Annotated in this window: 24 protein-coding genes and 1 other RNA gene; 13 read left to right on the top strand and 12 right to left on the bottom strand. The window is 30.2% G+C overall.

What is annotated here, in order from left to right:
- Window positions 1-6: 6 nt before the first annotated feature.
- A complete protein-coding gene (gene ciaB / locus CAMP18498_RS05610; protein ID WP_337197947.1) occupies window positions 7-1,842 on the bottom strand; it encodes an invasion protein CiaB in 1,836 nt (611 codons plus the stop codon).
- A 64-nt stretch (window positions 1,843-1,906) separates the two neighbouring features.
- On the opposite strand from ciaB, the gene CAMP18498_RS05615 reads away from it, so the two are divergent.
- The 3 genes from CAMP18498_RS05615 (at window position 1,907) to CAMP18498_RS05625 (ending at window position 3,646) form a co-directional block, all read left to right on the top strand.
- Entirely contained in the window at window positions 1,907-2,311 is a 405-nt protein-coding gene (locus CAMP18498_RS05615) for an acyl-CoA thioesterase (RefSeq protein ID WP_039619080.1), read from the top strand.
- A 64-nt stretch (window positions 2,312-2,375) separates the two neighbouring features.
- Complete coding sequence (locus CAMP18498_RS05620) at window positions 2,376-3,305, top strand: ribose-phosphate pyrophosphokinase (protein ID WP_337197948.1); 930 nt, start codon at window positions 2,376-2,378, stop codon at window positions 3,303-3,305.
- Window positions 3,306-3,424: 119 nt separating this feature from the next.
- Complete coding sequence (locus tag CAMP18498_RS05625) at window positions 3,425-3,646, top strand: hypothetical protein (protein ID WP_214135152.1); 222 nt, start codon at window positions 3,425-3,427, stop codon at window positions 3,644-3,646.
- A gap of 5 nt (window positions 3,647-3,651) precedes the next feature.
- Here CAMP18498_RS05625 and ssrA read toward each other — a convergent pair.
- Window positions 3,652-4,010, bottom strand: a transfer-messenger RNA (tmRNA) gene (ssrA, locus tag CAMP18498_RS05630).
- Between the two features lies 1 nt (window position 4,011).
- Window positions 4,012-4,422 (bottom strand): histidine phosphotransferase, encoded by a 411-nt coding sequence (locus CAMP18498_RS05635; RefSeq protein ID WP_337197949.1) that lies wholly within the window; start codon window positions 4,420-4,422, stop codon window positions 4,012-4,014.
- Window positions 4,423-4,509: 87 nt separating this feature from the next.
- On the opposite strand from CAMP18498_RS05635, the gene ruvB reads away from it, so the two are divergent.
- Entirely contained in the window at window positions 4,510-5,520 is a 1,011-nt protein-coding gene (gene ruvB / locus CAMP18498_RS05640; RefSeq protein ID WP_337197950.1) for a Holliday junction branch migration DNA helicase RuvB, read from the top strand.
- Window positions 5,510-6,553: an AI-2E family transporter gene (locus CAMP18498_RS05645; protein WP_337197951.1), complete on the top strand. Its 1,044-nt coding sequence runs from the start codon at window positions 5,510-5,512 to the stop codon at window positions 6,551-6,553. Before ruvB ends, CAMP18498_RS05645 begins: the two co-directional genes overlap by 11 nt.
- Before the next feature lie 6 nt (window positions 6,554-6,559).
- Here CAMP18498_RS05645 and CAMP18498_RS05650 read toward each other — a convergent pair whose 3' ends face one another.
- Complete coding sequence (locus CAMP18498_RS05650; RefSeq protein WP_039628880.1) at window positions 6,560-7,861, bottom strand: MFS transporter; 1,302 nt, start codon at window positions 7,859-7,861, stop codon at window positions 6,560-6,562.
- Between the two features lie 76 nt (window positions 7,862-7,937).
- Here CAMP18498_RS05650 and rdgB point away from each other — a divergent pair, with 76 nt between their 5' ends.
- Entirely contained in the window at window positions 7,938-8,555 is a 618-nt protein-coding gene (gene rdgB / locus CAMP18498_RS05655) for an RdgB/HAM1 family non-canonical purine NTP pyrophosphatase (protein ID WP_337197952.1), read from the top strand.
- 24 nt (window positions 8,556-8,579) lie between these two features.
- Here rdgB and CAMP18498_RS05660 read toward each other — a convergent pair whose 3' ends face one another.
- Genes CAMP18498_RS05660 through CAMP18498_RS05670 form a run of 3 tightly spaced genes read right to left on the bottom strand, consistent with a single transcriptional unit; the run spans window position 8,580 to window position 12,310 of the window.
- The gene (locus tag CAMP18498_RS05660; RefSeq protein ID WP_337197953.1) at window positions 8,580-11,045 is read right to left on the bottom strand and encodes an efflux RND transporter permease subunit; all 2,466 of its coding nucleotides are present in this window, start codon (window positions 11,043-11,045) and stop codon (window positions 8,580-8,582) included.
- Complete coding sequence (locus CAMP18498_RS05665; protein ID WP_047208573.1) at window positions 11,045-11,614, bottom strand: Tgt2/MlaC family protein; 570 nt, start codon at window positions 11,612-11,614, stop codon at window positions 11,045-11,047. Before CAMP18498_RS05665 ends, CAMP18498_RS05660 begins: the two co-directional genes overlap by 1 nt.
- A gap of 9 nt (window positions 11,615-11,623) precedes the next feature.
- Window positions 11,624-12,310 (bottom strand): MlaA family lipoprotein, encoded by a 687-nt coding sequence (locus CAMP18498_RS05670; RefSeq protein WP_337197954.1) that lies wholly within the window; start codon window positions 12,308-12,310, stop codon window positions 11,624-11,626.
- A 220-nt stretch (window positions 12,311-12,530) separates the two neighbouring features.
- On the opposite strand from CAMP18498_RS05670, the gene modA reads away from it, so the two are divergent.
- From modA to CAMP18498_RS05685, 3 genes are read left to right on the top strand one after another with little or no spacing between them, the layout of a single operon-like run.
- On the top strand, window positions 12,531-13,277 hold the full coding sequence (modA, locus tag CAMP18498_RS05675) for a molybdate ABC transporter substrate-binding protein (protein ID WP_337197955.1): 747 nt from the start codon (window positions 12,531-12,533) through the stop codon (window positions 13,275-13,277).
- On the top strand, window positions 13,274-13,663 hold the full coding sequence (locus CAMP18498_RS05680) for a hypothetical protein (protein WP_337197956.1): 390 nt from the start codon (window positions 13,274-13,276) through the stop codon (window positions 13,661-13,663). The genes modA and CAMP18498_RS05680 overlap by 4 nt, the downstream gene beginning before the upstream one ends.
- On the top strand, window positions 13,657-14,511 hold the full coding sequence (locus CAMP18498_RS05685) for an ATP-binding cassette domain-containing protein (RefSeq protein WP_337197957.1): 855 nt from the start codon (window positions 13,657-13,659) through the stop codon (window positions 14,509-14,511). Before CAMP18498_RS05680 ends, CAMP18498_RS05685 begins: the two co-directional genes overlap by 7 nt.
- Window positions 14,512-14,553: 42 nt before the next feature.
- Here the strand turns inward: CAMP18498_RS05685 and CAMP18498_RS05690 are convergent, their stop codons facing one another.
- On the bottom strand, window positions 14,554-16,206 hold the full coding sequence (locus CAMP18498_RS05690; RefSeq protein ID WP_337197958.1) for a 4Fe-4S dicluster domain-containing protein: 1,653 nt from the start codon (window positions 16,204-16,206) through the stop codon (window positions 14,554-14,556).
- 89 nt (window positions 16,207-16,295) lie between these two features.
- On the opposite strand from CAMP18498_RS05690, the gene selA reads away from it, so the two are divergent.
- From selA to CAMP18498_RS05710, 4 genes are read left to right on the top strand one after another with little or no spacing between them, the layout of a single operon-like run.
- A complete protein-coding gene (gene selA / locus CAMP18498_RS05695; RefSeq protein ID WP_337197959.1) occupies window positions 16,296-17,627 on the top strand; it encodes an L-seryl-tRNA(Sec) selenium transferase in 1,332 nt (443 codons plus the stop codon).
- A complete protein-coding gene (selB, locus tag CAMP18498_RS05700) occupies window positions 17,620-19,425 on the top strand; it encodes a selenocysteine-specific translation elongation factor (RefSeq protein ID WP_337197960.1) in 1,806 nt (601 codons plus the stop codon). The genes selA and selB overlap by 8 nt, the downstream gene beginning before the upstream one ends.
- 52 nt (window positions 19,426-19,477) lie before the next feature.
- Window positions 19,478-20,191: a thioredoxin fold domain-containing protein gene (locus CAMP18498_RS05705; RefSeq protein ID WP_337197961.1), complete on the top strand. Its 714-nt coding sequence runs from the start codon at window positions 19,478-19,480 to the stop codon at window positions 20,189-20,191.
- Window positions 20,178-20,705, top strand: a complete 528-nt coding sequence (locus tag CAMP18498_RS05710) for a hypothetical protein (protein ID WP_337197962.1) — start codon at window positions 20,178-20,180, stop codon at window positions 20,703-20,705. The genes CAMP18498_RS05705 and CAMP18498_RS05710 overlap by 14 nt, the downstream gene beginning before the upstream one ends.
- A 22-nt stretch (window positions 20,706-20,727) precedes the next feature.
- On the opposite strand, the gene gdhA is transcribed toward CAMP18498_RS05710, so the two are convergent.
- The 4 genes from gdhA to gltX all read right to left on the bottom strand — a co-directional run bounded on the left by gdhA (window position 20,728) and on the right by gltX (window position 25,647).
- Entirely contained in the window at window positions 20,728-22,095 is a 1,368-nt protein-coding gene (gene gdhA, locus CAMP18498_RS05715; protein ID WP_337197963.1) for an NADP-specific glutamate dehydrogenase, read from the bottom strand.
- Window positions 22,096-22,107: 12 nt separating this feature from the next.
- Window positions 22,108-22,773, bottom strand: coding sequence for an MqnA/MqnD/SBP family protein (locus tag CAMP18498_RS05720; protein WP_337197964.1), 666 nt, complete (start codon window positions 22,771-22,773; stop codon window positions 22,108-22,110).
- 247 nt (window positions 22,774-23,020) lie between these two features.
- Window positions 23,021-24,256, bottom strand: a complete 1,236-nt coding sequence (locus tag CAMP18498_RS05725) for a malic enzyme-like NAD(P)-binding protein (RefSeq protein WP_337197965.1) — start codon at window positions 24,254-24,256, stop codon at window positions 23,021-23,023.
- Window positions 24,256-25,647, bottom strand: coding sequence for a glutamate--tRNA ligase (gene gltX / locus CAMP18498_RS05730; protein ID WP_337197966.1), 1,392 nt, complete (start codon window positions 25,645-25,647; stop codon window positions 24,256-24,258). The genes CAMP18498_RS05725 and gltX overlap by 1 nt, the downstream gene beginning before the upstream one ends.
- Between the last annotated feature and the right edge of the window lie 13 nt (window positions 25,648-25,660).

Genomic DNA, 25,660 nt, shown 5'->3' on the forward strand with positions numbered 1-25,660 from the left:
AAAATTTTATTTTATATTAGAGTATTTTTCAAACTCTCCACTTTCATCGATTTCATTACCATAAAGTTTATGTAATTCATAGTAGTATTTTACAAATTCCTTACACTCTTCATCAAGTGGTAAAAACACCTCATCTTCTAAAACACAAAATTCATCTAAATAATTTTTAGCATCTTCTTTTAACATATAATGTCTTGCTAGCTTATAATAATTTTGCATAAACACAGCTTTAAAGGCTTCATAAGCTTCCTCATCAAATTTAATGTTTAATTTCTCATTTGCAAAAGATAGCACCCCTGATTTAAACAACAATGACAAATGAATCAAACCTTCTGTATAATAAGGCTTAACCTCCTCTACTCTTTGCCAAGCGATCAATCCTATAGCCCTTTTAATAAGCTCATAAAACACTGGAAACTTTAAATCATCTTCTTCATGCAAAAAGAAATTTACAAGCCCGCCCGCAGTAGCTTTAAACTCTTCTATATTTTTAAATACACCACTTTCATTCATTTTCTTTTCACTATCATTTGCCACAAAGAAAATATGCCCAAATTCATGACCTATGGTAGAAACTTCATAAATTCTTTTCCATAATTTTTCATTATAAAATAAAATTTCTCTACCATAATCTAAAAATTCTTTTTCAAATACCATAGAAGAAAGCTTCATAAAAGGTTTGGTTTTAGCATTTTCATAAACATAATTTAAAAAAGCAAAGATCTTTTTGCCTGCTATATTACTTACATATTCATCATTTGGTACTACTTGAGCAGAAAAAAGCCCCTTAAGCTCTGCTCCATAAAAAATCATAGGCATACAAATATAAAGCTGAGTTTTTTCAAGATTAAAATTCACCTCATCAAACAAAGCTTCATCTTCTTCATCTAAATTCGCATACACCATTGCAAAGCTTTCTTTGATTTTATCTTTAAACTCATTCCCATTAAAATCACTCACATCTTCTAAGCGCATATCCCACTCAAGTGCTACTGCATGTGTATAAGAGTCCTCATAATATTCTAAAGGATGGCCAATTTGCAATGGACATTTTACTTCCATCCACGCAAGCTCTGCTTCTTGCCATTTTTTAACCACTTCATTATTATCTTTTTCACAAAAAGCAAATTTTAATTTTTCTATATAATCAACATAAGCATTTTTTTCATTATCTAGCACAAAATTTCTTAGTTTTTCTAAAAGTTTATCAAACTCATATTCAAGCTTTAAAACCTCATTTTCAAAAGCCTTTGCATAAGGTAAAAATCTCCAAAGTGTTCCTATTTTAACTAAAGCCCCATAGCTTCTTTCACAAATTTCACCATCTTGATTAAGCTGATAAAGCTCATTTTGCTTTAAAAACTCCAAAGCATCGCTTAAATTTGGAAATTGTTCTTTTAAAATTTTATTATTTGTATCTAAAATTTGCTTGCTCCAAACAAGCTCAAAAGAATTCATAACTACGCCTATATTATGCACACCTTGAACTAAAGCCAAATAAAACTCATCAAGTAAATTTTTACTCTTAATCTCATCGATTAAATCTTGATGTTCTACTTCATAAAAGGCTCTTACCAAAGAAAAAACTTTATATTTTATTTGAGAAATTTCTTCTTCATTTAAACCTTTTTTCTCAAGTTCTTGGACTAAATTTTCCTCTTTTAAATCCACCAAACGACGCAACATTGCCAAAACATTGCTTTTTTCATTTTCAAGATTAGATAGTTCTAAAGCTCTATCTATCAAAGGATGACTTTGATTAGTTTGAAGTATATTATAAAGACTATTGATATTTTGTTTCCTATTTTTCACAATTTTTGCTATTTGCTTAAAATCATTCATTTTTTACCTTTCTTTATTTTTAAAACTTAATTATAATGTTTTTTTTAAAACACAAGGAGAATGTATGAAAGATATGGGAGAACCTAAGCTAAGAGTTATAGCTATGCCAAGCAATACAAACCCCGCTGGTAATATCTTTGGTGGTTGGATCATGTCACAAATTGATCTAGCCGGAGCCATTGCCGCAAGAGAACTTTCCCCACAAAGAGTTGTCACGGTTGCAGTAGATAAAATCATTTTTAAAGAGCCGATTTTCGTAGGTGATTTGGTATCTTGCTATGCAAAAATAATCAAAGCAGGTAATACTTCTATCACCGTAGAAGTAGAAGTAGTTACTCAAAGAGCTAATGAATATGGCCGTGTGTATTGTATGCATGTAACTTCAGCTGTAGTAACTTATGTGAGCGTAGATAAAGATGGAAATAAATTTCCTATTGATGCGGATTTAAAAAGATTGCACGGCTTTTAATATGTTTTATTGTATTTTCAAAAAAAATTTTATATCATCACAGAAAACTTTCTAAGGCTTATATATGCGTGGATATAAAATATTTTCTGGTTCAGCAAATGAAGAATTTGCTAAAAAAATCTCAAAATACCTTTCATTGCCTCTAAGCAATGCAGGTGTGAAGCGTTTTAGTGATGGTGAAATTAGCATTCAAATAGATGAGAGTGTGCGTGGTAAAGATGTGTTTATCATACAAAGTACTTGTGCCCCAACAAATGATAATCTAATGGAGCTTTTAATCATGACAGATGCTTTGCGTCGCTCAAGTGCAAGCTCTATCACAGCTATCATCCCTTATTTTGGTTATGCTAGACAAGATAGAAAAGCAAGTCCTAGGGTGCCTATTACTGCAAAATTAGTAGCAAATCTTATAGAATCAGCAGGAGTAGATAGAGTAGCTACCATAGATTTACATGCTGGACAAATTCAAGGCTTTTTTGATGTACCTGTGGATAATCTTTATGGGAGTATTATTTTTAATGATTATATTAAAAATAAAAACTATAAAAACCCTATCATCGCAAGTCCTGACATAGGCGGTATAGCAAGAGCTAGAAGCGTGGCAAAAGCTTTAGGACTTGATATAGTTATAGTAGATAAAAGACGCGAAAAAGCTAATGAAAGCGAAGTGATGAATGTCATCGGTGATGTAAAAGATAAAGAAGTGATTTTAGTAGATGATATCATCGATACAGCAGGAACCATAGTAAAAGCTGCTGAAGTATTTAAAAGCAAAGGTGCAAAGTCAGTTATAGCTTGCTGCACCCACCCTGTACTTAGTGGTGTAGCTTATGAAAGAATAGCCAAAGATGCGCTTGATGAGCTAGTAGTAACTGACACTATACCTTTAAAACAACAAATGGATAAAATCAAAGTCCTAAGCGTAGCACCTATTTTTGGTGAGGTAATACGCAGAGTTTATCACAATGAAAGCGTAAATTCTTTATTTGTATAAATTCTTTGCAAGGTTATCCTTGCAAAGAAAATCTAAACTTCAAATAATTCTACAATTTTATATTAATTAAAACTATATTTTGCTATAATTAATAAATTATTATTAATTAAGGAGTTATTATGATTAAAAATTTAATCTTAAATTTTGGTAGAACTATACTTGATATAGCGGCTGCATTAAGCTTTATTATAGCGATTATTTATTCTATTGCGCTGATGTTTACTCTAGGATTTATAGTAGGTCTAGTAACACTTATTGGATCTTTAGTTGCGATATTTTTAAGCTTTTTTGTAATTTATCTTGTCATAGATATAAGAGATGCACTAGTTAATAAAAACTAAATTACTGGTGGAGACGAGGGGAATTGAACCCCTGTCCAAAAATAAAACAACCACGGCATCTACATGCTTAGCAAAGGTGAAAATTTCATCTAACCAAACTCACCTTCCAAAATTTCAAGCTAGACTAAGACTTTAACTTCAATTAAAACTTGTCAAATTTCAATCTACACTATCAAAAATGACCAAATTCTAAGCTAGATAGTATCACTTAAAATTCAGGCTCAACTGAACTTACGCAGCTTTAGCGTAAGCAGGAGCAAATTTAACGTTGTTTGCGTTTAATTTTAATTTGAGCTTTATACGCTTTGCTCAAAGCGACATGCCACCAAGGCCACTCTACTCCTGTCGAAGCCAAGTCGTCCCCATTATTTAGAAATTTTATCTGGAACATTTGCAATTTGAGGGTTAAATACGCTTAAAAAAGAAACATTTTTTTCATAATCACTGCAATATCTATCAAGCTGCTCACCCACTAAAAACATCCAATCCACAAATTCATCGCTAGCAGGCCCATCAAATTTAGCTGCTTCTTGCATAATTTCCTCACAGAATGTGCAAAAATTTGCAATCTCATCTAAATTTAATCTTTTAGCAGCCCAAACCACGTTGTGGATATTTTGCTCTAAGTCTTTTAAAGCTTCTTTGTATTTTAAGCTATCACTGCTTAGCTTTACTATCAAAGGCTCTACAACATCGCAAAGACTTCTAAAAAAATACAAAAAACGCTCGATTTCTTCAAGCTCGTAATCTAACTCTAATTGCTCTAAAATTCCCATAAAAACTTCTATAATCTAAGTTTAAATGTTTATTTTAGCAAATTTTAGATAAAATTAAAATTTCTTACAAAATAAAATGGAAAAAATATGGATAGAATCGTAGAGATTGAAAAATTCTCCCCTGATGAAACTTATGAAACAAGTCTTAGACCTTCAAATTTCGATGGCTACATAGGACAAGAAAACATTAAAAAAAATTTAGAAATTTTCATCAAAGCTGCTAAAAAAAGAAATGAATGTCTAGATCATATCCTTTTTAGTGGGCCTGCAGGACTTGGCAAGACAACTTTAGCAAACATTATCTCATATGAAATGAATGCAAATATCAAAACTACCGCTGCACCCATGATAGAAAAAAGCGGGGATTTAGCTGCGATTTTAACTAACCTTAGCGAGGGAGATATTTTATTTATCGATGAAATTCATCGCTTAAGTCCTGCCATAGAAGAAGTGCTTTACCCTGCTATGGAGGATTTTCGTCTTGATATTATCATCGGTAGTGGCCCTGCTGCACAAACAATCAAAATCGATTTACCTAAATTTACACTCATTGGTGCTACTACAAGAGCAGGTATGCTAAGCAATCCTTTACGCGATCGCTTTGGCATGCAATTTCGCTTGGAATTTTATAAAAATGAAGAGCTTGCTATCATTTTAGAAAAAGCAGCTCTAAAGCTTAATAAAACTTGTGAAAAAAAAGCTTCTTTAGAAATAGCCAAACGCAGTCGCTCAACCCCAAGGATTGCATTAAGATTGCTTAAGCGTGTAAGGGACTTTGCTGATGTAAATGATGAAGAAATTATTAGCGAAAAAAGAGCTAAACAAGCACTTGATTCCTTAGGGGTAAATGAGCTTGGTTTTGACGCGATGGATTTGCGGTATTTAGAACTTTTAACTGAAGCTAAAAGAAAACCTATAGGACTTTCTAGTATAGCTGCAGCATTAAGTGAGGATGAAAATACCATAGAAGATGTAATAGAGCCATATTTACTAACAAATGGCTATATAGAAAGAACGGCCAAAGGTCGTATTGCGAGCTTAAAAAGTTTTGATGTTTTAAAATTAAAATACAATAAGGGTTTATTTGATGAAAAGTAGTAATTTTTTCTTAATTAGTTTTATTTTAATCATTTTATTTTGGGTGCTTTTTTTGTTTAAACCTTTTTTGATGAATATAGCCATAGCAAGTTTAATGGCTGTTTCTACTTCTAATGTTAATGTTAAATTCTTAAGTATTTTCAAAGGTAAAAAAGTCGTTGCTGCAGCAGCTACTACTGCTTTTATGCTAGCTTTATTTTTTATACCTTTTGTATATGCTATTATAGAGCTAGCAAAGGCTGCAAAAGGTTTTGATATAAGCTATTTTCACAATACCATAGAATATTTTAAAAATTATTCCCTACACTTACCTGAATCTTTAAGCTTTATAGAGCCAAAAATCAAAGAAGCACTAGCAAGTATTGACTTAAATTCTATCTCTAAAAATGTTTTAACCTATCTTTCAAGCGCAACTAAATTTGGCACTAAATTTCTAACTGACATAGTATTAATTTGCGTATTTTATTTCTTTGCTAATCTTTATGGAGCCCAACTCATTGGCTATATAAAAAGCATAGTACCTATGAAAAAAGAAGAAACTCAAGGTATTTTAAGTGAAGTGAGTAATGTAATGTCTGTTGTGTTTTATTCTATGGTGCTAAATGCCATTTTACAAGGGGTGCTTTTTGCTATCATTACTAAATTTTATGGTTATGATGCGATTTTAATGGGGATATTATTTTGCTTTAGTTCTTTAATCCCTGTAGTAGGCGGAGCCTTAGTTTATGTGCCTGTTTCTTTATATGAATTTGCAAATAACAATCTAAGCGGTGCTTTAGTGATTTTCATCTATAGCGTGGTTATGATATCTTTTATCGCAGATACTTTAGTAAAACCTTACATCATTAAATGGATCAATGAAAAACTTGTTCAAATTCCAACGCAAATTAACGAACTTTTGATTTTCTTTGCGATGATAGCAGGAATTTCAAGTTTTGGTTTTTGGGGTATTATCCTTGGACCTGCTATTTTAACTTTCTTTATTTCTACTTTAAAATTATATGTGATTTTAAAAGAAAAGCATTTTGTATAAAAGCGATTATTTTTCAATAATCGCTAAAATTTCTTCTTCGCTTGTGAGTTTTTTATTGTATTTAATCACTAAAAATTTAGAGTTTTTATACACATCTAAAACACCATTTATGCCTTTAATCACATTTAAATCATGTTTTGTTTCTAAAGATAAATAGACATTTTTAAAATCTGCTGGACTTTGTAAAAACAAAAGCAACACAAACCAAATTACAGACAAAGCTATCAAAATAAAAGCAAGAGTGACTAAACTAAAATGGTGCAAAAAATACCCTCCAACAACACCGCCTAAAAAACTTCCAAAATAACCAAAAGCATTAAATACACCCAAAGCTGCACCTTTTTCATTTACTTTGGCAAATTTACTCGCACAGCTTTGCATAATAGGCTCATGCAAATTAAATCCTATAAAAAACACTACAACACCCACCATAAACACTAAAGCATTATGTGAAAAAGCAAATATAATATAAGCAATGATAAAAAATGCCACACCTAAAAGCAATATCTCTTTACTTAAGCCTCTTTTTTCTCCCAAAGATCCTGATAAACCCATAGCTAAAAACCCAAGTACCATAGAGCTAACATAAACATGCCATAAATTCTCACTTGGGTAATTAAACTCATGCACCAAAACCAAAGGAATACTTAAAAACGCAATACTCATAAGCATTTTTTGCATACAATTAGTAAGATTCATCAAAGCTAAGTTTTTTTCTTTTAAAAGTTTTTTCAATGGAGTTTTAGTATTTTCATGTACTATTGTATGCTCTTTTGGCACAACGCTAAATAAAAGCACGATACAAATTAAACTCAAAATCGCACTTAAATCAAACAAACTTGAAAGTCCGAATTTAGCACTCATTAAAGGAGAAAGCACTAAAGAAGCTGCAAAAGAAAGTCCTATAAATGAACCCATGATAGCCATAGCCTTACCACGATTTTCTTCATTAATAAAATCGCTTATCATAGCAGTAGCTACTGCTCCTATGGCACCTGCACCTTGTAAAAGCCTTCCAAACATCATCGTATAAATATCATCAGCATATGAACACACTAAAGAACCTATGATAAACACCACAAGTCCTATTAGCATAGTTTTTTTACGCCCTATTTTATCTGAAATGATTCCAAAAGGAACTTGCAATGCCATTTGAGTTAGAGCATACACACCTACTAAAAGCCCTACTAAAAACTCATTGGCTCCTTTTAAATTTAAAGCATATAAACTTAAAACCGGCAAAACTATAAATAATCCAAAAAATCTAGTTCCTACAATAAAAGATAAAGGTAAAACAGTTTTTAACATCTTTTCTCCTTATAAAGGATAATTTTACTATGATTTTGATAAACTTTTTTTAAAGTCAAAACAAAAAGAGTAATTTATGAAGAAAAAATTAAAAATCATTCTAGCAACTTCTAACGCGCACAAAGTAGAAGAAATCAAAAAATTTTTAACTACTTATGAAATTTATGCCTTAAATGAAATCATCACCCCTTTTGAAATTATCGAAGATGGCACAAGTTTTAAAGAAAATGCTTTGATAAAATCTAAAGCTATTTTTAATGCTTTAGGCAAAAAACAAGATGAATTTATCACCTTAAGCGATGATAGCGGTATAAGCGTAGAGGCTTTAAATAATACACCAGGGATTTTTTCTGCAAGATACTCTCAAGAAGGCACTGATGAGGCCAATAGAAACAAGCTCATCCAAGCCTTACATGAAAAAAATCTACATCAAAGCAAAGCTTTTTACACTGCAGCCATAGCCATAAGCTCAAAATATGGACATTTTAGTACGCATGGATATATGCATGGCCTTGCTATTGACACTCCAAGGGGTAATAATGGCTTTGGATATGATCCTTTATTTATCCCAAAAGGTTTTGATAAAACCTTAGGCGAATTAGATGAGCAAGTAAAATTAAAAATTTCACACCGCTCACAGGCACTAATGTTTGCTACTTATATCTTAAGAGCATTAGAAAAAATGGAGTATTGATGAAACAATTTATAAAATATATGCTTATTGCTTTTGGGCTTTATGTGATTTGGATGTTGCTTTATTATAATTTTGCTTAAGATAATGATAGCTTAAAATAAAACTTGGTAATAAAAAAAGCGAACCAAATAAAAGCAAACTCATAGCTAAAACTGTAAGCAAGCCAAAATAAATCGTCGGGATAAAACTACTACTAATCATTACTAAAAAGCCTAGAATAATCGTAACACTAGTATAATAAATCGCACTTCCTATGCCTATATGCGAGGCTTTTATAGCCTCTTCTAAGCTTTTATGTTTTAATTCTTCTTTAAAACGATAAATATAATGAATCATATCATCAACCCCTATTCCTATACAAATAGCAGCTATGGTAATACTCATAATATCAAGTGGTATATTTAAAATACCCATTAAGCCAAATACTAAAGCCAAAGGTATGAGATTAGCCAAAATCGCCACGAAAGCATAAACAAAACTTCTAAAAATCACCACAAACAAAGCAAAAATAACAAGCACCACAAAGGCTAAAGTGTCAAATTGTGATGAAAAAAGACTTTGAAGCATATTATTATACAAAGGCATAATACCACTGATTTTAACCTCTACATTATCATTTTGCAAAAGCTCTTTTAAGTCTTTTTCAAGCTGTTTTAAAAAAGTATCGCGTCTTAAATTTGGATCACTATCTAGCATACGTACGCTAAATCGTAGCTCGTTATTTTCTACACTTACAAAAGGGGTTAAAACTTGCTTTTTAAAATTCTCATCTAAATTTTCATATAAAAACGCTAAGGCAAAATCATCTAAAGCCTTGCCATCATTAATACTTTTTCCAAGCTCTAGCAAACTTTGTAAGCTAAGCACAGAGCCTACATATTTTTGCTTACTTAAAAACTCATGAACCTTAGCAGCTATTCTTGTTTTTTCACTACTAAAAAAATACCTATCATCTTTGGCTAAATCATCAAATTCTTGCTCAAACTCATCTAAACTTTCATTTTGTTTTGGATCTTGCTTAAACTTGATAATCACATCTAAAGGCATAGTTCCACCTAGCTCTTTATCTATAATCAATAAACCTTGTTTGATCCTAGAACTATCTTTAAAATAACTCACAAAGCTATTTTCTACTTTAATTTGTAAAATTCCATACAAAGCAAAAGCCACACAAAATAAACTTATGCTATAGATAATTTTTCTATGTTTTAAACTTACATTTGCACAGAAACTTAAAAATTTCAACGAATTTTGATTAAGCTCTTTAAAATTTAAACGCGGCATTAATACCAAAATGCTTGCAAAATAAATATAAGCCAAAATCAAACTCACACTGATGCCAAGACTCATCATAATACCAAGTTTGATAATAGGCTCAATATCTGAAAAAACAAAACTTAAAAACCCAACAACTGTGGTTAAAATAGCATAAAAACTAGGACTTGCTTTATCAAGTAAGGTTGAGAGTAAAAGCTTATAAACGCTAGCTTTTGGGTGTTTGTGTAAATTTTCTATAAAATGCACGATTAAGTGTATCACAACAGAAACAGTGATAATAAGCACTAAAGCTACATAGTTTGAAGACACTACGGTAATATCAAAGCCTAAAAGTGCGAAAATCCCACTTGAAGTAAAAAGCGAAATCACACAAATTCCCAAAGCCAAGAACACTAAGCGCAAAGAGCCAAAAAACCACCAAAGTACTATAAATAAAAGCCCCATTAAACTAAGACCATAAATTTTTAAATCACTTTTTACATAATTAATCATATCATTAGCGATCATTTCTACACCACCAAGATGTAAAAAGTCTCCATTTTGACTATATTTAGATACTATTTTAGTAATTTCTTCTAATCTTTTTGCACTAAATTCTCTTGAGTTTTCTTGGTGTTTTTTAATCAAGGCTCTAAAATGCTCTTTTTCATTTTCACTTTTTGCATTATCTCTTGAATTAATCAAATCATTATAAACAAGATCAGGTGCTAGATAAATCAAAATTCCCGTTGTTTTTCCATCTTTTGAGATGATATTATTTTTATAAAAGGGTTGATTTAAAATTTCTTTTTTAGCCAGATTAACATCCACATCTTGACTAAAAATATTAGGTATATTTTGGATAAGCTCTTTTAACTCTTTACCTTTAGAACTTGCAAGTAAAGGCGCATTAGTGATAGAAAATACCTTTTGCACACCATTGATTTTTTCTAAATCAAGAGTTAAATTTTTTATGGTTTCTAAATTTTCTTTAGTAAAAATATCTTTATCTTTAGGAGAAAAAGCAAGCATTAAAAAATTATCATTACCATAACGCGCTGAAACTTCTCTATATAGTTTCAAACCCTCATCATGCTCTAAAAACAAGCTTTCAGCACTTGCATCAACACTTAAATTTTTAGCAAAAAAACTAAAAAATATACAAAAGATTAAAGTAATCCCCAAAGTTAGCTTTGGGAAATTAAGAAAGATTTTTAAAATTTTACTTAGCATTATTTAGAAAAATCAACACTAGAAAGCTTTTCAAGCAAGGTTTTAAAATCACCATTTTGTAAGACATCTTTAAATTGTGAGCGATAAGTTTGTATGATACTTATACCAAAAATATCCACATCATAAATTTGCCAATCATTATTTTTATCATAAAATTTAAAGATTACAAAATTTTCTTTACCATCTACTATCATAGAAGTTTTCAAAAAGGCTCTTTTGTTTTTTTCTTCTAAATTAATCACTTTTAATTTTTGAGAATCATACAAAGCAAGCTTATCTGTGAAACTTTTTTTAAGATTTTTTTCAAAAGCTTTATTAAATTCATTTTTTTCGTTTTCACTTAATTTTTCATATCTTGTAGAAAGACTAAGCTTAGCCATAAGCTCATAATCAAAAACACCATCAAATAAAGCAAAGATTTTTTCCGCTGCTTTAGCTTTATCGTTTTTATTTTGATCTAAAATTTTTAAGCTCTCATCAATTTTTTCTTGCATGGTTTTAGAAATATCTTGTAAATTTAAAGCAAAAGCAAATACTACACTAAAAAGTAAAACTATGATTTTTTTCATTTTATCTCCTTATTTGATGAGTTCTTGGCGTCTTTGTTCATACGCATCGCGTATAAAAGTATAATAATCTACACTATTTTGGTAAATATCATCTATTTTTTCATACTCAAAACTTAATTCGTTAAGTTTTAATGCAGCATTTACACCCACACCAACCCAAAAATTCTCAATATATCCCTCAGGTACCATAAACCAATTTACAGACAAAGCTAAAGCATCTCTTACATTATAAGGACCTAAAAATGGAAGCACTAAGTGTGGTCCACTACCCACTCCCCATTTACCCAAAGTCGTTCCAAAATCAGCCTCATAACTTTTTAAAGGAGTTTTACTTGCACTATCTAACAAACCAAATCCAAAAATCACATTCACACAAAATCTTCCAAATTCCTCACCGGCTTTTCTAAATTCTAAACTTAAAAGGTGATTGATAAATCTAAAAGGTGATCTTGTGGTATCAAAAGCATTTTTTACTCCTGTTCTTATAAAACTTGGAGTAATGCTTTTATAAGAAAGTGCAACCGGTCTTAGAAAATAAGTATAAAGATCATAATTAAACTTACTCATAGCTTTATTATAGGTATAAAAGCTATCTTTGACTTCTTTTTTTTGATATTCTTGTTCAAAATCTTCAAAGTCATTTGCTAAAATCAAAGTGTTAAAAAATAAACACAAACTTAGTATGTATTTTAACAAGCTTTTTCCTTTTAAAATTTCATAAATTAAAATCTTAAATTATACAAAAATTAAAATAAATTTTTACATTAAAATGCTTTTAAAATATTCTTTAAAAAAATTAAAATTTTTTATTTGCTTATGAAATAAATCTTAGAAAATATGCAAAAAATACAAATTTATTTTTGCTTTTAAAAATAAGCTATAATTTTTTCAAAATTTACTACCAAAAGGATAAAAAATGAAAAAAATTTTCACCCTACTTTTTTTATGTATTTTCAGCTATGGCGCTGATGTAAATATCGCTGCAGCTGCAAATGTAGTTTATGCTTTTAAAGCCTTGCAAAAAGAATTTCAAAAAGAAAACCCTGATATTAGTATCAATGTAAGCTTAGGTGCTAGTGGAAATTTAGTCTCACAAATTAAAAATGGTGCGCCATTTGATATATTTATGGCTGCAAATATGAAATTTGCACAAAGCTTGTATGATGATAATTTTGCTAGTACAAAACCTGTTATTTATGCTCAAGGAGCTTTAGCTTTACTCAGTGTTAGAATGGATTTAAGCAAAGGATTAGACACACTCAAAGAAGAAAAAGTAAAAATCATCACCATAGCTAATCCCAAAGCTGCTCCTTATGGTCAAGCTAGTATAGAAACTTTACAAAATGCTAAAATTTATGAGCAAACAAAAGCTAAAATCATCGAAGCAAAATCCATAGGAGAAGCACTTACCCAAACACTAAAAGCAGCTGATGTGGGTTTTATAGCAGCAAGTGCTTTATATGAAGATACGCTAAAATCTTATAAACTCCAAGAAGGAAAAAATTATATTTTAATTGATCCAAAGCTTTATGAGCCAATCAATCAAGGTATTGTTATCACTTCTTATGGTAAAGATAATGCCAAAGCTAAGAAATTTTATGATTTTATTTTAAGCAAAAAGGCTAAGGAAATTTTCAAAGCTTATGGCTATAATATCCTATGATTAAAGCTAAAATAAATACTATAAAAAATCATGAAAATATAAACTGGATAGAATTTCTTATAAATAAACATAAATTATATATGCTTGCTTTAGAACTTGATGAAAAAGCAAGCATTGATCAAGAAGTTTTACTAGCTTTTAAAAGTAGCGAGTGCTTGCTTAGTAAAAAAAATTTAGAAAACTCATTTTTAAATACCTTTTATGCAAAAATCATTGATATTTTTCAAGGACAAATCATCACTATCATAAGATTAGAAAATGAAATTTGCACTTTCGAAGCTCAAATTAGCACCCATGAGTTTTTAGAACAAAACTATCAAAAAAATGATTTTGTATTTGCTTATGTACATCCTAGTGCTTTATTTATCAAAGAGTATTTATGCTAAAACTTGACTTTGAAAAAATCTTTAAAAATAAAGAAAAAGAATTTAAACTTAAGGTTAAATTTGAAGTTAAAGAAGGAGAATTTTGTGCTATTTTTGGAAAAAGTGGTAGTGGTAAAACTACGCTTTTGAGAATTTTAGCAGGTTTTGAAAAAGCACGAGGAATTTGCACTTTTAATGATACTATATTTTTTGATGATAAAAACTTTCTAAGTCCACAAAAAAGAAAACTTGGCTTTGTTTTTCAAGATTATGCTTTATTTGAAAATATGAATGTAGAGCAAAACTTACTTTTTGCCAAAAAAGATCTAAAATTTGCTAATGAACTTTTAGAGCTTTTAGATTTAAGCAAACACAAAAAAAGTCATATTCTAGAGCTAAGTGGAGGGCAAAAACAGCGCGTAGCTTTAGCAAGAGCCATTATGCAAAAACCCAAACTTTTACTTTTAGATGAGCCATTTAGCTCCTTAGATAATGAGATAAAACTACACTTGCATGATTATCTTTTAAATATACATAAAACTTATAAAATCACTACTATTTTAATCAGTCATGATGTAAGTGAAGTTTATAAACTAGTCAATAAAGTCATCATTTTAGAAAATGGAGCCATCATCAAAGAAGGCTCGCCTAATGAAGTTTTTTTAAAGACACAAGGCTCACAAAAATTTGCTATAAAAGCACGCATTTTAAAACTACAAAAACAAGATAGCATATTTATAGCCATACTTGCCATAGGCAATCAAATCAGTCAAGTAACACTAAGTCCTTTAGAAGCTAAAGATTTTAAAGAAAATGATGAAGTGTTTTTGAGCCAAAAAGCTTTTGCGCTAAATTTAAGTAAAGTATAAAAACTATAACTTGCATTAACTCGACGCTTTAAGCCTTTTGGCTTAAAGCACATTCATACTTTGTATCATTACTTTTGCTTTACATTCAGCACAGCAATATAGTGTTTTTATCTTAGCTTCATCGCCCATAAATCTTGGCTTCATAATGCTAGCGATTTTTTCAATGGCCTTTTTAGTAGCAAATTCTTTCCCACACTCTACACAAGCAAAAAGTTCATCTTGAGCTAAAACCATAAAAGAAAAATACTCTTTTTCTAAATCTATCCCACTTCTTTGAAGTATCAAAGTATCTTTTTCAGCACAACTTGCCTCACAATATCCACAGGTAGTACATAAGCTTGCATTAAATTTCAAAGAATTATCCTTAGTATCAGCTACTAAAGCTCCTACGTTACAAGCTCCCACGCAAGAAAGACATAGAGTGCAAGTGTCTGTATTGATAGTGATTTTTCCATAGCGTATCCATTCTTTGCTTGGAATATTGCCTAAATTTTCTTCTTTTATAAGCTCTCTTAATCTTATAGCAAAATCCTCTCTTTTTAAAAGCGTAGGATTATAAGATATAAATTTGAGATTTTCTATAAAATGTGCTTGATTTATAGCCTCCAAAAGTTCTTTTTCATCTTTAGCTAGAAAAATTGCATTTTGTTTAAATTTTCTTTGAAAAATTTCATTCATCAAAGCTATCACTTCTAAAGCACCTTGCGATAAGCCATCACTATAAAAAATCACACTCGCACCACTTGTTTGAAGCATGGCTAAAAAATGTGCTTGATCAAGATAGTTTTCGCCTTTAATCATAAAAGGCATTACATCTTCTTTTAAAGTGATATTTAAATTTTCTATAGACATTTTCTCAGGGATTATTAAAATGATTTTATCTTCATAAAATTTTAAAATTTCATAAAAACTATTGCGTGGCATAGGTGCATAATCAAGCGCACCACTAGGACAAATTCCTACACAATCACCACAGCTTAAACAATCCACATGAGAAAATTCTAATTTTCTTTGCTCATCATCTTTTAAAATAGCCACACTAGGACAAATTTCAGCACATTTTCCACAATGAACACTTCTTCTTTCATGGTATTGACAAATGCTATCATCATAACTAATATAATTTCTAAATTTATATTTTGGAGAATTAGAATTTAAAAGTTTTATAATTTCTTCTTGACTTAAAGTAGTTAAATCATAACAACCACTTTGTTGATCAAAACTTTCTTTTTTTACATCATATAAGAAAAAATCACAATCAATCTCTACTTGCTCATCATCTTTTAAAGCTATCACACAAAGCTCGCCCACGCAACCTAAAACACCTAAACATTGTTCATTACTTAGTTTTAAAACCTTGTATTCTTGTTTTTTTAAGCTTTCTATAAGCTTATTTTGATCCTCATTGCTTACAATAATTACATTTTTACCCACTTCTTTGGTGTATTCTAAATCAAGTCCTAAATCATAAACTTTAGATCTAATCTTATATAAAGACTCAATAGTTTTGGCTTTTTTTAGCACATCATCTTGTGAGTTTTTAAGGTAAAAATTAATCTCGGGCGCATAAACTTCAGGGTTTAAAAGCTTTGAATTTCCTATAAAAATTTCCTCATTACAGGCTTTTTGAACTATGCTAATATCATCGCCTAGAGGAATTAAATCTTCATTTTCTAAAAATACAAAATCTTTCATAACACTCTCTTTTAAATTTTTTAATCTTAATTATATAAATTTCATTATAAAAAAGTTATAATTTTACTAATTTATTCTTAAGGTTTAAGATGAACAAATTTAGAAATTTTCCGCCCATAAACACACTTATAAACGATAAAAACTTGACTAATTACCCTTTGTATTTAAGATCTCATTTTGCAAAAATAGTTGTTTCAAATTGTAAAAAAGAACTAAGTAAAGATGAAAATTTAAATTTTAGCTTACAAGATTTGCTAAGTAAAATTTCTCAAAGCATTGATGAGTTTTTAAATATGCAAAGTCAAAGTTTGATCAATGCTACTGGAGTTATCATACATACTAATCTTGGTCGTAGCATTATTGATGAGAGTATTTTTGAAAGAACTAAAGAAATCATCTGCTCTTATTCAAATTTAGAGTTTAACATGCAAAGTGGCACAAGAGGCTCAAGGTATGACGCACTTAGTGCGAATTTAAAAATATTATTTAATTGTGAAGATTGTTTGGTTGTTAATAATAACGCCTCGGCTGTATTTTTAATCTTAAATACCTTAGCAAAAAATGAGGAAGTTATCACTTCAAGAAGTGAGTTAGTTGAGATTGGGGGAAATTTTAGAATTCCTGAAGTTATGCTAGCAGCTGGAGTTAAACTAAAAGAAATAGGCACGACTAATAAAACTCATCTGTATGATTATGAAAAAGCTATCAATGAAAATACTAAAATGATTTTAAAAACTCATCGCTCTAATTTTGCTTTTAAAGGATTTTTTGAAGAAGTAAGCTTAAGCGAAATTCATGCTTTAACAAAAAAGAAAAAACTCATATCTTATTATGATTTGGGTGCTGGCTGGTGTGAAAAGATTAATAAACAACTTAGTAAAAATGAACCGAGCGTGAAAGAGCTTTTAAAACATTGTGATATTTTAAGTTTTAGTGGCGATAAGCTTTTTGGCTCTACTCAAGCAGGCATTATACTTGGAAAGAAAAAATACATTCAACAATTAAAGAAAAATCAACTCTTAAGAATGCTAAGGGTTGATAAAATCACTCTAGCTTTTTTAAATGAAACTACCAAAGCATACTTAGAAAAAGAATATGAAAAAATCCCTACACTAAAACTTTTAAATGATGATTTAAAAACCGTAGAAAAAAAGGCACTTTTTGTCAAAGAAAAAATTCCTACAAAATGTGAGTTAAAAACTTCTAAAAGTTTAGTAGGCGGTGGTTCTATGCCTGATAAAAGCTTAGATACTTTTGTGCTAAGTTTTGATGAAAAAGCTTTGCTTTTACAAGAAAAATTTAGAAAAAAAGGTGTGATTGGCCGTGTTGAAAATGGGCATTTTGTGCTAGATTTTAGAAGTATTTTAGAAAAAGATTTAAACCGTTTAATCCACGCTATCAAAGAGGTATTTCATGCATAGTATCATCATAGGCACTGCTGGGCATATTGACCATGGTAAAACTTCGCTTGTTAAAGCTTTAAATGGTTTTGAAGGTGATGATTTAAAAGAAGAGCAAGAAAAAGGTATTACGATTAATCTTAGCTTTTCAAATTTAAAAAGTGAAAATTTAAATATTGCTTTTATCGATGTGCCTGGACATGAAAGTTTGATTAAAACTATGATAAGTGGTGCTTTTGGCTTTAGAGTGTGTATGTTTGTCATAGATATAAACGAGGGTTTAAAGGCTCAAAGTATAGAGCATTTAAGGGTTTTGGAATTTTTAGGCGTAAAAGATGTGGTGCTTATTTTGAGTAAGGTTGATTTATGTAAAAATTTAACACAAAAACAAGCAGAGCTTTTAAAAGAATTAAAAGCCTTTAAAATCAATATCTTAAAAGTTTTTCCAATTAGCATTTATGATGAGCAAAGTATATTGAATTTAAAAAACTATCTACTTAGTTTAAAGCCTAAAGAAAATGATGAAAATTTGATTTTTAGATACTACATTGACAGGGTTTTTTCTCTAAAAGGTATAGGAACGGTAGTAACAGGAAGCTTAAATGAAGGAAAAATTAGCAAAAATGAAAAAATTTTTTGCCTTGAAAATCAAAAAGATATCATTGTAAAAAACATACAAATTCATGAAGAAAATGTTTTAGAAGTAAAAGCTTACAATAGAGTTGCTTTGAGTTTAAATTGTGATTATCATGAATTAAAAAAAGGTTATGTATTAAGCAAAAAAGGTGTTTTTAAAAGCTTTAAAAGTATTGATGGGGTTGTTTTTAATACAGAGATTAAACACGGGAGTATTTTAGAATTTTGTAGTGGCTCAAAAAAGCTTAATGCAAAAATTAGTGTAATCAAAGAATTTGAAGATAAGACTTATATTAGCTTGGAGTTTGATAAAAACTTACCTTTGTGTTTTGATGATAAATTTATCTTGCTTGAAAATGGGCGTATTAAAAGTGGTGGTGTGGTATTAAATGCAGTAAGCGAGCCTTTAAAAAAAGATATAAAAGCTAAGTATCTAGCACTTTTAGAACAAAAAGATTTTATAAAAGTATTTGAGTTTTTAAAACAAACTCACAAACTTGGCTTTGGCTTACTTTCAAGTTATCAACGCTTTAAACTCACTCATGAGCAAGCCCTAAACCTAGCAAAAAGTTTAGATCATGTTTTTGTCGATGAGCAAGCTTTAAATGTGTATGATTTAAATGCTATGCAAACTTTAAAAGAATTTATTAATTTTATTTTCTCTAAAAATCCTTATGCTTTAATCTCGCCTCATTCTATCGCCTTAAGGCTTAGCTGGGCAAGTGAGAGCTTTTGTGCTTATGTGCTCAAGCAAATGCAAGAAAAATTAGATTTTAAAGATGGCATATGGTTTTTAAAAGGACAAGATTTTGAAAAATTGCAAGAAAAGGCTCATTGTGAGCTTTATGAAATTTTAAAAAAAGAAGGTATAAAACCTACCGCACCTTATAATCTTTATGAGTATTTAGAACTTGATAGGAAAAATGGAGATCTTATCTTAAAAAAACTCACTAAAGAAAACAAAGTCAAAAGATTAGCACATAATCTTTTTATAGAAAAAAATGCTCTTGAAAATCTCATGCAAGAGTTTTTAAAGCTTTTGCAAGATCATCATTTAGATGTAGCTTTTATAAAAAATCATTTTCAAATTTCAAGAAAATACGCCATAGCTTATTTAGAATACCTTGATAAAAACTATCCTCAAGTGATAAAAATTGAGGAAAAAAGAATGTTAAAAGCCTAAGTGTTAAAATTTACATTTTATAATGTATAAAAATTTAAAATAAAGGAAAAAAATGAAAAAATCTTTAGCTCTTTTAACTCTTGCTAGCTCTTTATTTGCTGCAAGTAATGAAGAAATTATTAATTTTTTTAAAAAAAATCCAAATTTATCAAATGCAAACATTAGTGTTTCTAGTAGAGAAAAAATTCCTGATACTAACTTTGAAGCTGTGATAGTTAATTTTGAAATTAGTGGTAAAAATTTCCAAGAAATCGTTTTCACTCAAGATAATATCATCACAACCGAAGTAATTGATGTAAAAAAAAGTGAGTTTTATTCTCAAGTTTATCAAGCAAAACTTATGGAAAAACAGCAAGCTGAATTTTCAAAAAAAGCTCTAGTGGAACTTAAAAAAGAAAAAATGTTTATTTCTTTAGGCGATAAAAACAAACCTTTACTTTATGTTTTTAGCGATCCTGAATGTCCATATTGTAGAATGCATTTAGATAAGATAGAAGAAACACTAAAAACTCATCAGGTTAAATTTATCTTAACTCCAATCCATGATACTAGTGCTTTTGAAAAATCTGCATTAATCTATAAAGAAAGTAAAAATGCTAAAGATGATGCACAAAAAATTGCTATCATGAAAAAATACTATGATAAAAATTTAAAAGATTATAAAAAACCTAGTGAAGCTGAAGTTAAAGCAGTAAGAGAAATTTTTGCAAAATACTCTAAACTTGGTCTTCGTGCCGTACCAACCATAATCGATGCTCAAAAATAATCTTTTCTTGCTTGTGTTTGCACTATTTTTAAGTGCTTGCACAGGCCCTATGCAAACTTTTATCCAAACAAACAACGAGGGTATTTTCCTATATGCTAATAAAAATCAAAGCTTTTCTTTATACATCAATAATCCTTCAAAACTAAACACAAATTTAGAAGCCAAAATCACTCAAAAATTACAAAATTTAGGATTAGTTTTAGATAATACTCAAAGTGATTATAAAATTTATATCAATATAGTAGATTTTAAAAAATTTTCTTATGCACAAAGGCTAATTGCTTCTAATGCGAGATTTTTTTATAATGACTTTGATAAAATAGATAATGTTTTTGAAATGGAAGTAGAAAATTACTATCTTTTGCAAGTTAATTTACAAATTAGCTCCAAAAACTCTACTCAAAGCACCTCGCTTTTAGCAAGAACTGCTTATCTTAGCAATATAGATAGAGCCAAAGAGTCCTTAGAAGAAAAAATTGCTAATCAAATAACAAGCTTTTTTTATATGCATTAAAGATGGCATTTAAGCCATCTTTTTAAATATAACCATGATCAATCATCGCATCAGCTACTTTTTTAAAGCCTGCTATATTTGAACCTACTACTAAATTTCCTTCATGACTATAAGCCTTTGCACACTCATATGAATTTTCAAAAATATTTTTCATAATCTTATGCAATTTTGCATCAACTTCCTCAAAACTCCATTGACACATACTTGCGTTTTGTTGCATTTCAAGTTGAGAAGTCGCTACCCCGCCTGCATTTGCAGCCTTAGCTGGGGCAAATAAAAAGTCTTTTTGATTTAACATAAAATCAATCGCTTCAAGTGTACTTGGCATATTAGCCCCCTCTGCTACCATGCGACAACCATTGTGATATAAGGTTTTAATATCTTCTAAATTTAATTCATTTTGCGTAGCACTTGGAAAAGCTATATCACAAGGTATACTCCACACTCCATTACAACCTTGTTTATATGCACTTTTTGGAGCAAAAACAGCACCTTTTTTAAGCGCTGCATAATCACTCACCCTAGCTCTTTTTACTTCTTTAATTTCTTTTAATAAATCTAAATCTATTCCATCTTTATCATAAACAAATCCATCGCTATCGCTTATTGTGATTGCTTTTGCGCCAAGTTGGTGTAATTTTTCTATGGTATAAATTGCCACATTTCCACTACCTGAGACTGCGCACTCTTTTCCTTCTAATGCATTGTTATATTTTGCTAGCATTTCTTGGGTAAAATACACACAGCCATATCCTGTTGCTTCTGTTCTTGCTAAGCTTCCACCCCATGGAATTTTCTTTCCTGTTAAGGTTCCATCAAAATTAGAGCTAATTTTCTTATAAGCTCCAAACATATATCCAATTTCCCTAGCACCAACCCCTATATCACCCGCTGGCACATCAGTGCTTGCACCTATGATTTTTGAAAGTTCAGCCATAAAAGCTTGACAAAAACGCATAATTTCTGCTTCACTTTTACCTTTAGGATCAAAATTTGCCCCACCTTTAGCACCGCCTATCATTAAACCTGTTAAAGAATTTTTGAAAATTTGCTCAAAACCTAAAAATTTCAAAACATCCAAATTCACACTAGGATGAAATCTAAGTCCACCTTTATAAGGACCTAAACTAGAATTAAACTGCACTCTATAGCCAAAATGTGTTTGAGCTTTACCTACATCATTGATATATACAACTCTAAATATAGTTGTTTTTTCAGGCATTACAATACGCTCTAATATTGCATGATCTTGATAAGTTTTGTTAGATTCAAGTAAAGGTTCTAAAGAATTTAATACCTCAGTTGCTGCTTGAAAAAAGATAGGTTGTCTTGGGGAAATTGTTTGAATTTTTTCTAAAGTTTCGTTGATATATTGTTTAGCCATACTCATAAATTGTCCTTTTTATAGTATCTTGCTGTTTGTTTTAGCTAAAAATTTTTTTAGCGCCATTTGCTCCTTTGTTCCTATTTTGTAATAAATTAGCTTTAAGTATGCGCTAATTTCCTTTTGAGAAAGATTTCTTGATTTAGAGTAATCTAGCAAAATATATTGTGGAATGAAAATTTTACTTTTTGTGAAATTTTTCATCATTTTTTTATAAATAGAAAAATTTTTAACACAAGAAAAGCGTGCAAAAACAAAAGGTAGTTTTGTCTTTTCATACCATAATTCACACAAATCAATATAATCTTTTGGATTTTGCAAATAAAGTTTTAAAGCCTTATCACCGATGATAACCTCCCCTTTTTGCTTTAAAACTTTTGCAAGAGCATTAGAAGTTGCAGAACTTGCATCTTCTTTGCTTTGAGAATATTTTTTTACTAAAACGCTTTTTACCTTTTTGCTTGCGCAAATTCCCACATTTAAGGTTTTGTATTTTTTTCTACGACTTTCAATACTTGAAATAATCGCTGCGTCAATACGTCTAAAATACAAATGGCGATTTAGCTTACTAGGAACCCCTTTTTTGTATTCTGTAGTTTGCTTAACATAACTAGGAAAAGCTGTTTTTTTAAGATAGATATGCAAAGGGAGTAAATTAAGATAATCTATCTTTCCAAAAACCATCTTAGCCTTTCTATGATTAAGTATTAGTATCCTATAAAAAAATATCTTAAATATAAATTAATTTAATTAAAAATATAATCAATACTAAAATTTATATCAAAATTTAACATTTATTGTAAAAAATTATTTTGTAATCTTAGATTATTAAGTAAAAAAGTAAAATAATAGAAAAGTTAAATTGAAGATTGAAAATAAAAATTAAGTTTTATTCAAAAAAATATTTTAAATAAAACTTAATCTATAAAAACTATTGTAAGCTTGCTAGATATTTTTGATAGTCAAATTCTTTTACCAAAGCCACTCCATCTTCAACTGCAGCTTTTGCCACAGCAGCACTAACTACAGCTTTTACCCTGCTATCAAATGGTTTTGGTATCACATAATCTCTACCAAAGCTAAGCTCTTCTACTCCATAAGCTTGTTTTACCTCATCAGTTACCTCAAGCTTAGCTAAATCAGCCAAAGCTTTAGCGGCGGCTACTTTCATATTTTCAGTAATTTTAGTCGCTTTTACATCTAAGGCCCCTCTAAAAATAAAAGGAAAACCTAAAACATTATTAATTTGATTTGGGTAATCACTTCTACCTGTTCCAACTATAGCATCGTTTCTAACCCTTTTAACATCTTCAGGCATTACTTCAGGCACAGGATTAGCTAGCGCAAAAATCACAGGATCTTTAGCCATGCTTAAAATCATCTCATCATCTAAAATCTTAGGCGCACTTAAACCCAAAAACACATCAGCACCCTTTAAAGCCTCTCTTAAAGTGCTATCTTTAGTATCACTTACAAATTCTAGTTTGTATTGATTTAAATCATCTCTTTGGGTATTAATCACACCTTTACTATCTACTAAAACGATATTTTTAACCCCTAAATTTCTATACATTCTAGCACTTGCAATACCCGCTGCACCCGCACCACTTACTACTACTTTAATATCTTCAAATTTTTTACCACTAATTTCCATAGCATTCATTAATCCTGCTGTAGAAATGATTGCAGTTCCGTGTTGATCATCATGCATTACAGGAATTCCAAGATCTTGCAAAGCAGCTTCTATTTCAAAGCATTTTGGTGCTGAAATATCTTCTAAATTAATCCCCCCAAAAGTAGGTGCTATAGCTTTACAAAAGGTAACAATCTCATCTACACTATGAGCATTAATTTCTAAATCATAGGCATTAACATTAGCAAATTTTTTAAACAAACAAGCCTTTCCTTCCATCACAGGCTTACTTGCGCTTGCTCCTATATTGCCAAGTCCCAAAACCGCACTACCATCACTTACTATGGCAACTAAATTAGCTTTATTAGTGTATTTATAAGCTAAAGTTTCATCTTTTGCTATCTCAACACAAGGTTCAGCAACCCCTGGAGAATAAGCTAAAGACAAATCATGCGCACTATCCATAGGCTTTCTAGCAATAATATCTACTTTACCACCTAAGTGGTACTCTAAAGCCTCTTCTTTTAAATTCATTATTTCTCCTTCATGTAAGTTAGTAAATTTTCTATTCTAAGCTTAGCTTTTTGCACTCCTAAAAATTCTAATACTTCAAATATACTAGGACTTACCGAGCTTCCAGTGAGTGCAATACGTATAGCTTGGGCTAGATCTTGTAACTTAAGATTATTTTCTTCTAAGAATTGATTAGTTAATTCTTCAAATTCGCAAGCATTTTTTTGCTCGTTTAAAACCATAGCGTATTTTTCCAAATAAGTTAAATTTGTTACATTAAGAAATTTATCTACAGCCTTTTGATCGTATTCTTTTGGGTCATTTAGTAACACTTTAGCCCCGCTAATAATATCATGCAAAGTTTTAGCTCTCTCTCTTAACATATCTAGCAAAAAGCCTGCTTTTTCATACTGACTTAAATCAAAACCTAAATCTTTTAATTGTCTATTGATTTCTTCAAAAGGTAAAGTTTTAATATAATGAGCATTAAGCCATTCTAGCTTTTTAAAATTATAACAAGAAGCACTTTTATTAATATGATTTGGATCAAAAAGCTCTTGCATGCTTTCTAAAGAAAAAATTTCGTCATCGCCATGACTCCAACCAAGACGCACTAAGAAATTTAGCAGGGCTTGAGGTAAAATTCCCATATTTTTATACTCCATCACATCAGTTGCCCCATGACGCTTAGAAAGTTTTTTACCATCTTCACCATGTATCATAGCCACATGATAAAATTTAGGTATTTTAAAGCCTAGTGCCTCATAAAGAACGATTTGTTTTGGAGTATTTGATAAATGATCATCTCCTCTTATAACATCACTCACGCTCATTAGTGCATCATCAATTACAACAGTTAGATTATAAATTGGGCTACCATCGCTTCTTGCAATTACAAAATCATCTAAAATATCTTCAGCCTTAAAACTAATCTCGCCTTTAATACCATCTATAAATTTAATCTCTCCACTTTGTGGTGCTTTTATACGCACTACAGGCTCAATACCACTTGGGGGAGTTCCTTTGAAATCTCTATATCTACCATCATATTTTGGGCGCTCTTTAGCTGCTTCTTGCTTAGCTCTTAACTCATCAAGCTCTTCTTTGCTCATATAACAATAATAAGCCTTACCCTCATCTAATAATTTTTGAATGTATTTTTTATAAATATCAAATCTTTGGGATTGATACTCAATTGTCCCATCATGATCAAGCCCGCACCATTTAAATGCTTCTATAATAGCTTGTGTGGCTTCTTGTGAATTTCTTTTTAAATCCGTATCTTCAATACGCAATAAAAATTTACCCTTATTTTTTCTTGCATAAAGATAATTATATAAAGCCGTTCTAAGCCCTCCTATGTGTAAATATCCTGTTGGAGAAGGAGCAAAACGCGTTGTGATTTCTTGCATATTTTTACCTTTT

Origin of the sequence: Campylobacter sp. W0066.2 (assembly GCF_024723515.1) — a bacterium.
In the GTDB taxonomy this organism is placed as follows: domain Bacteria; phylum Campylobacterota; class Campylobacteria; order Campylobacterales; family Campylobacteraceae; genus Campylobacter_D.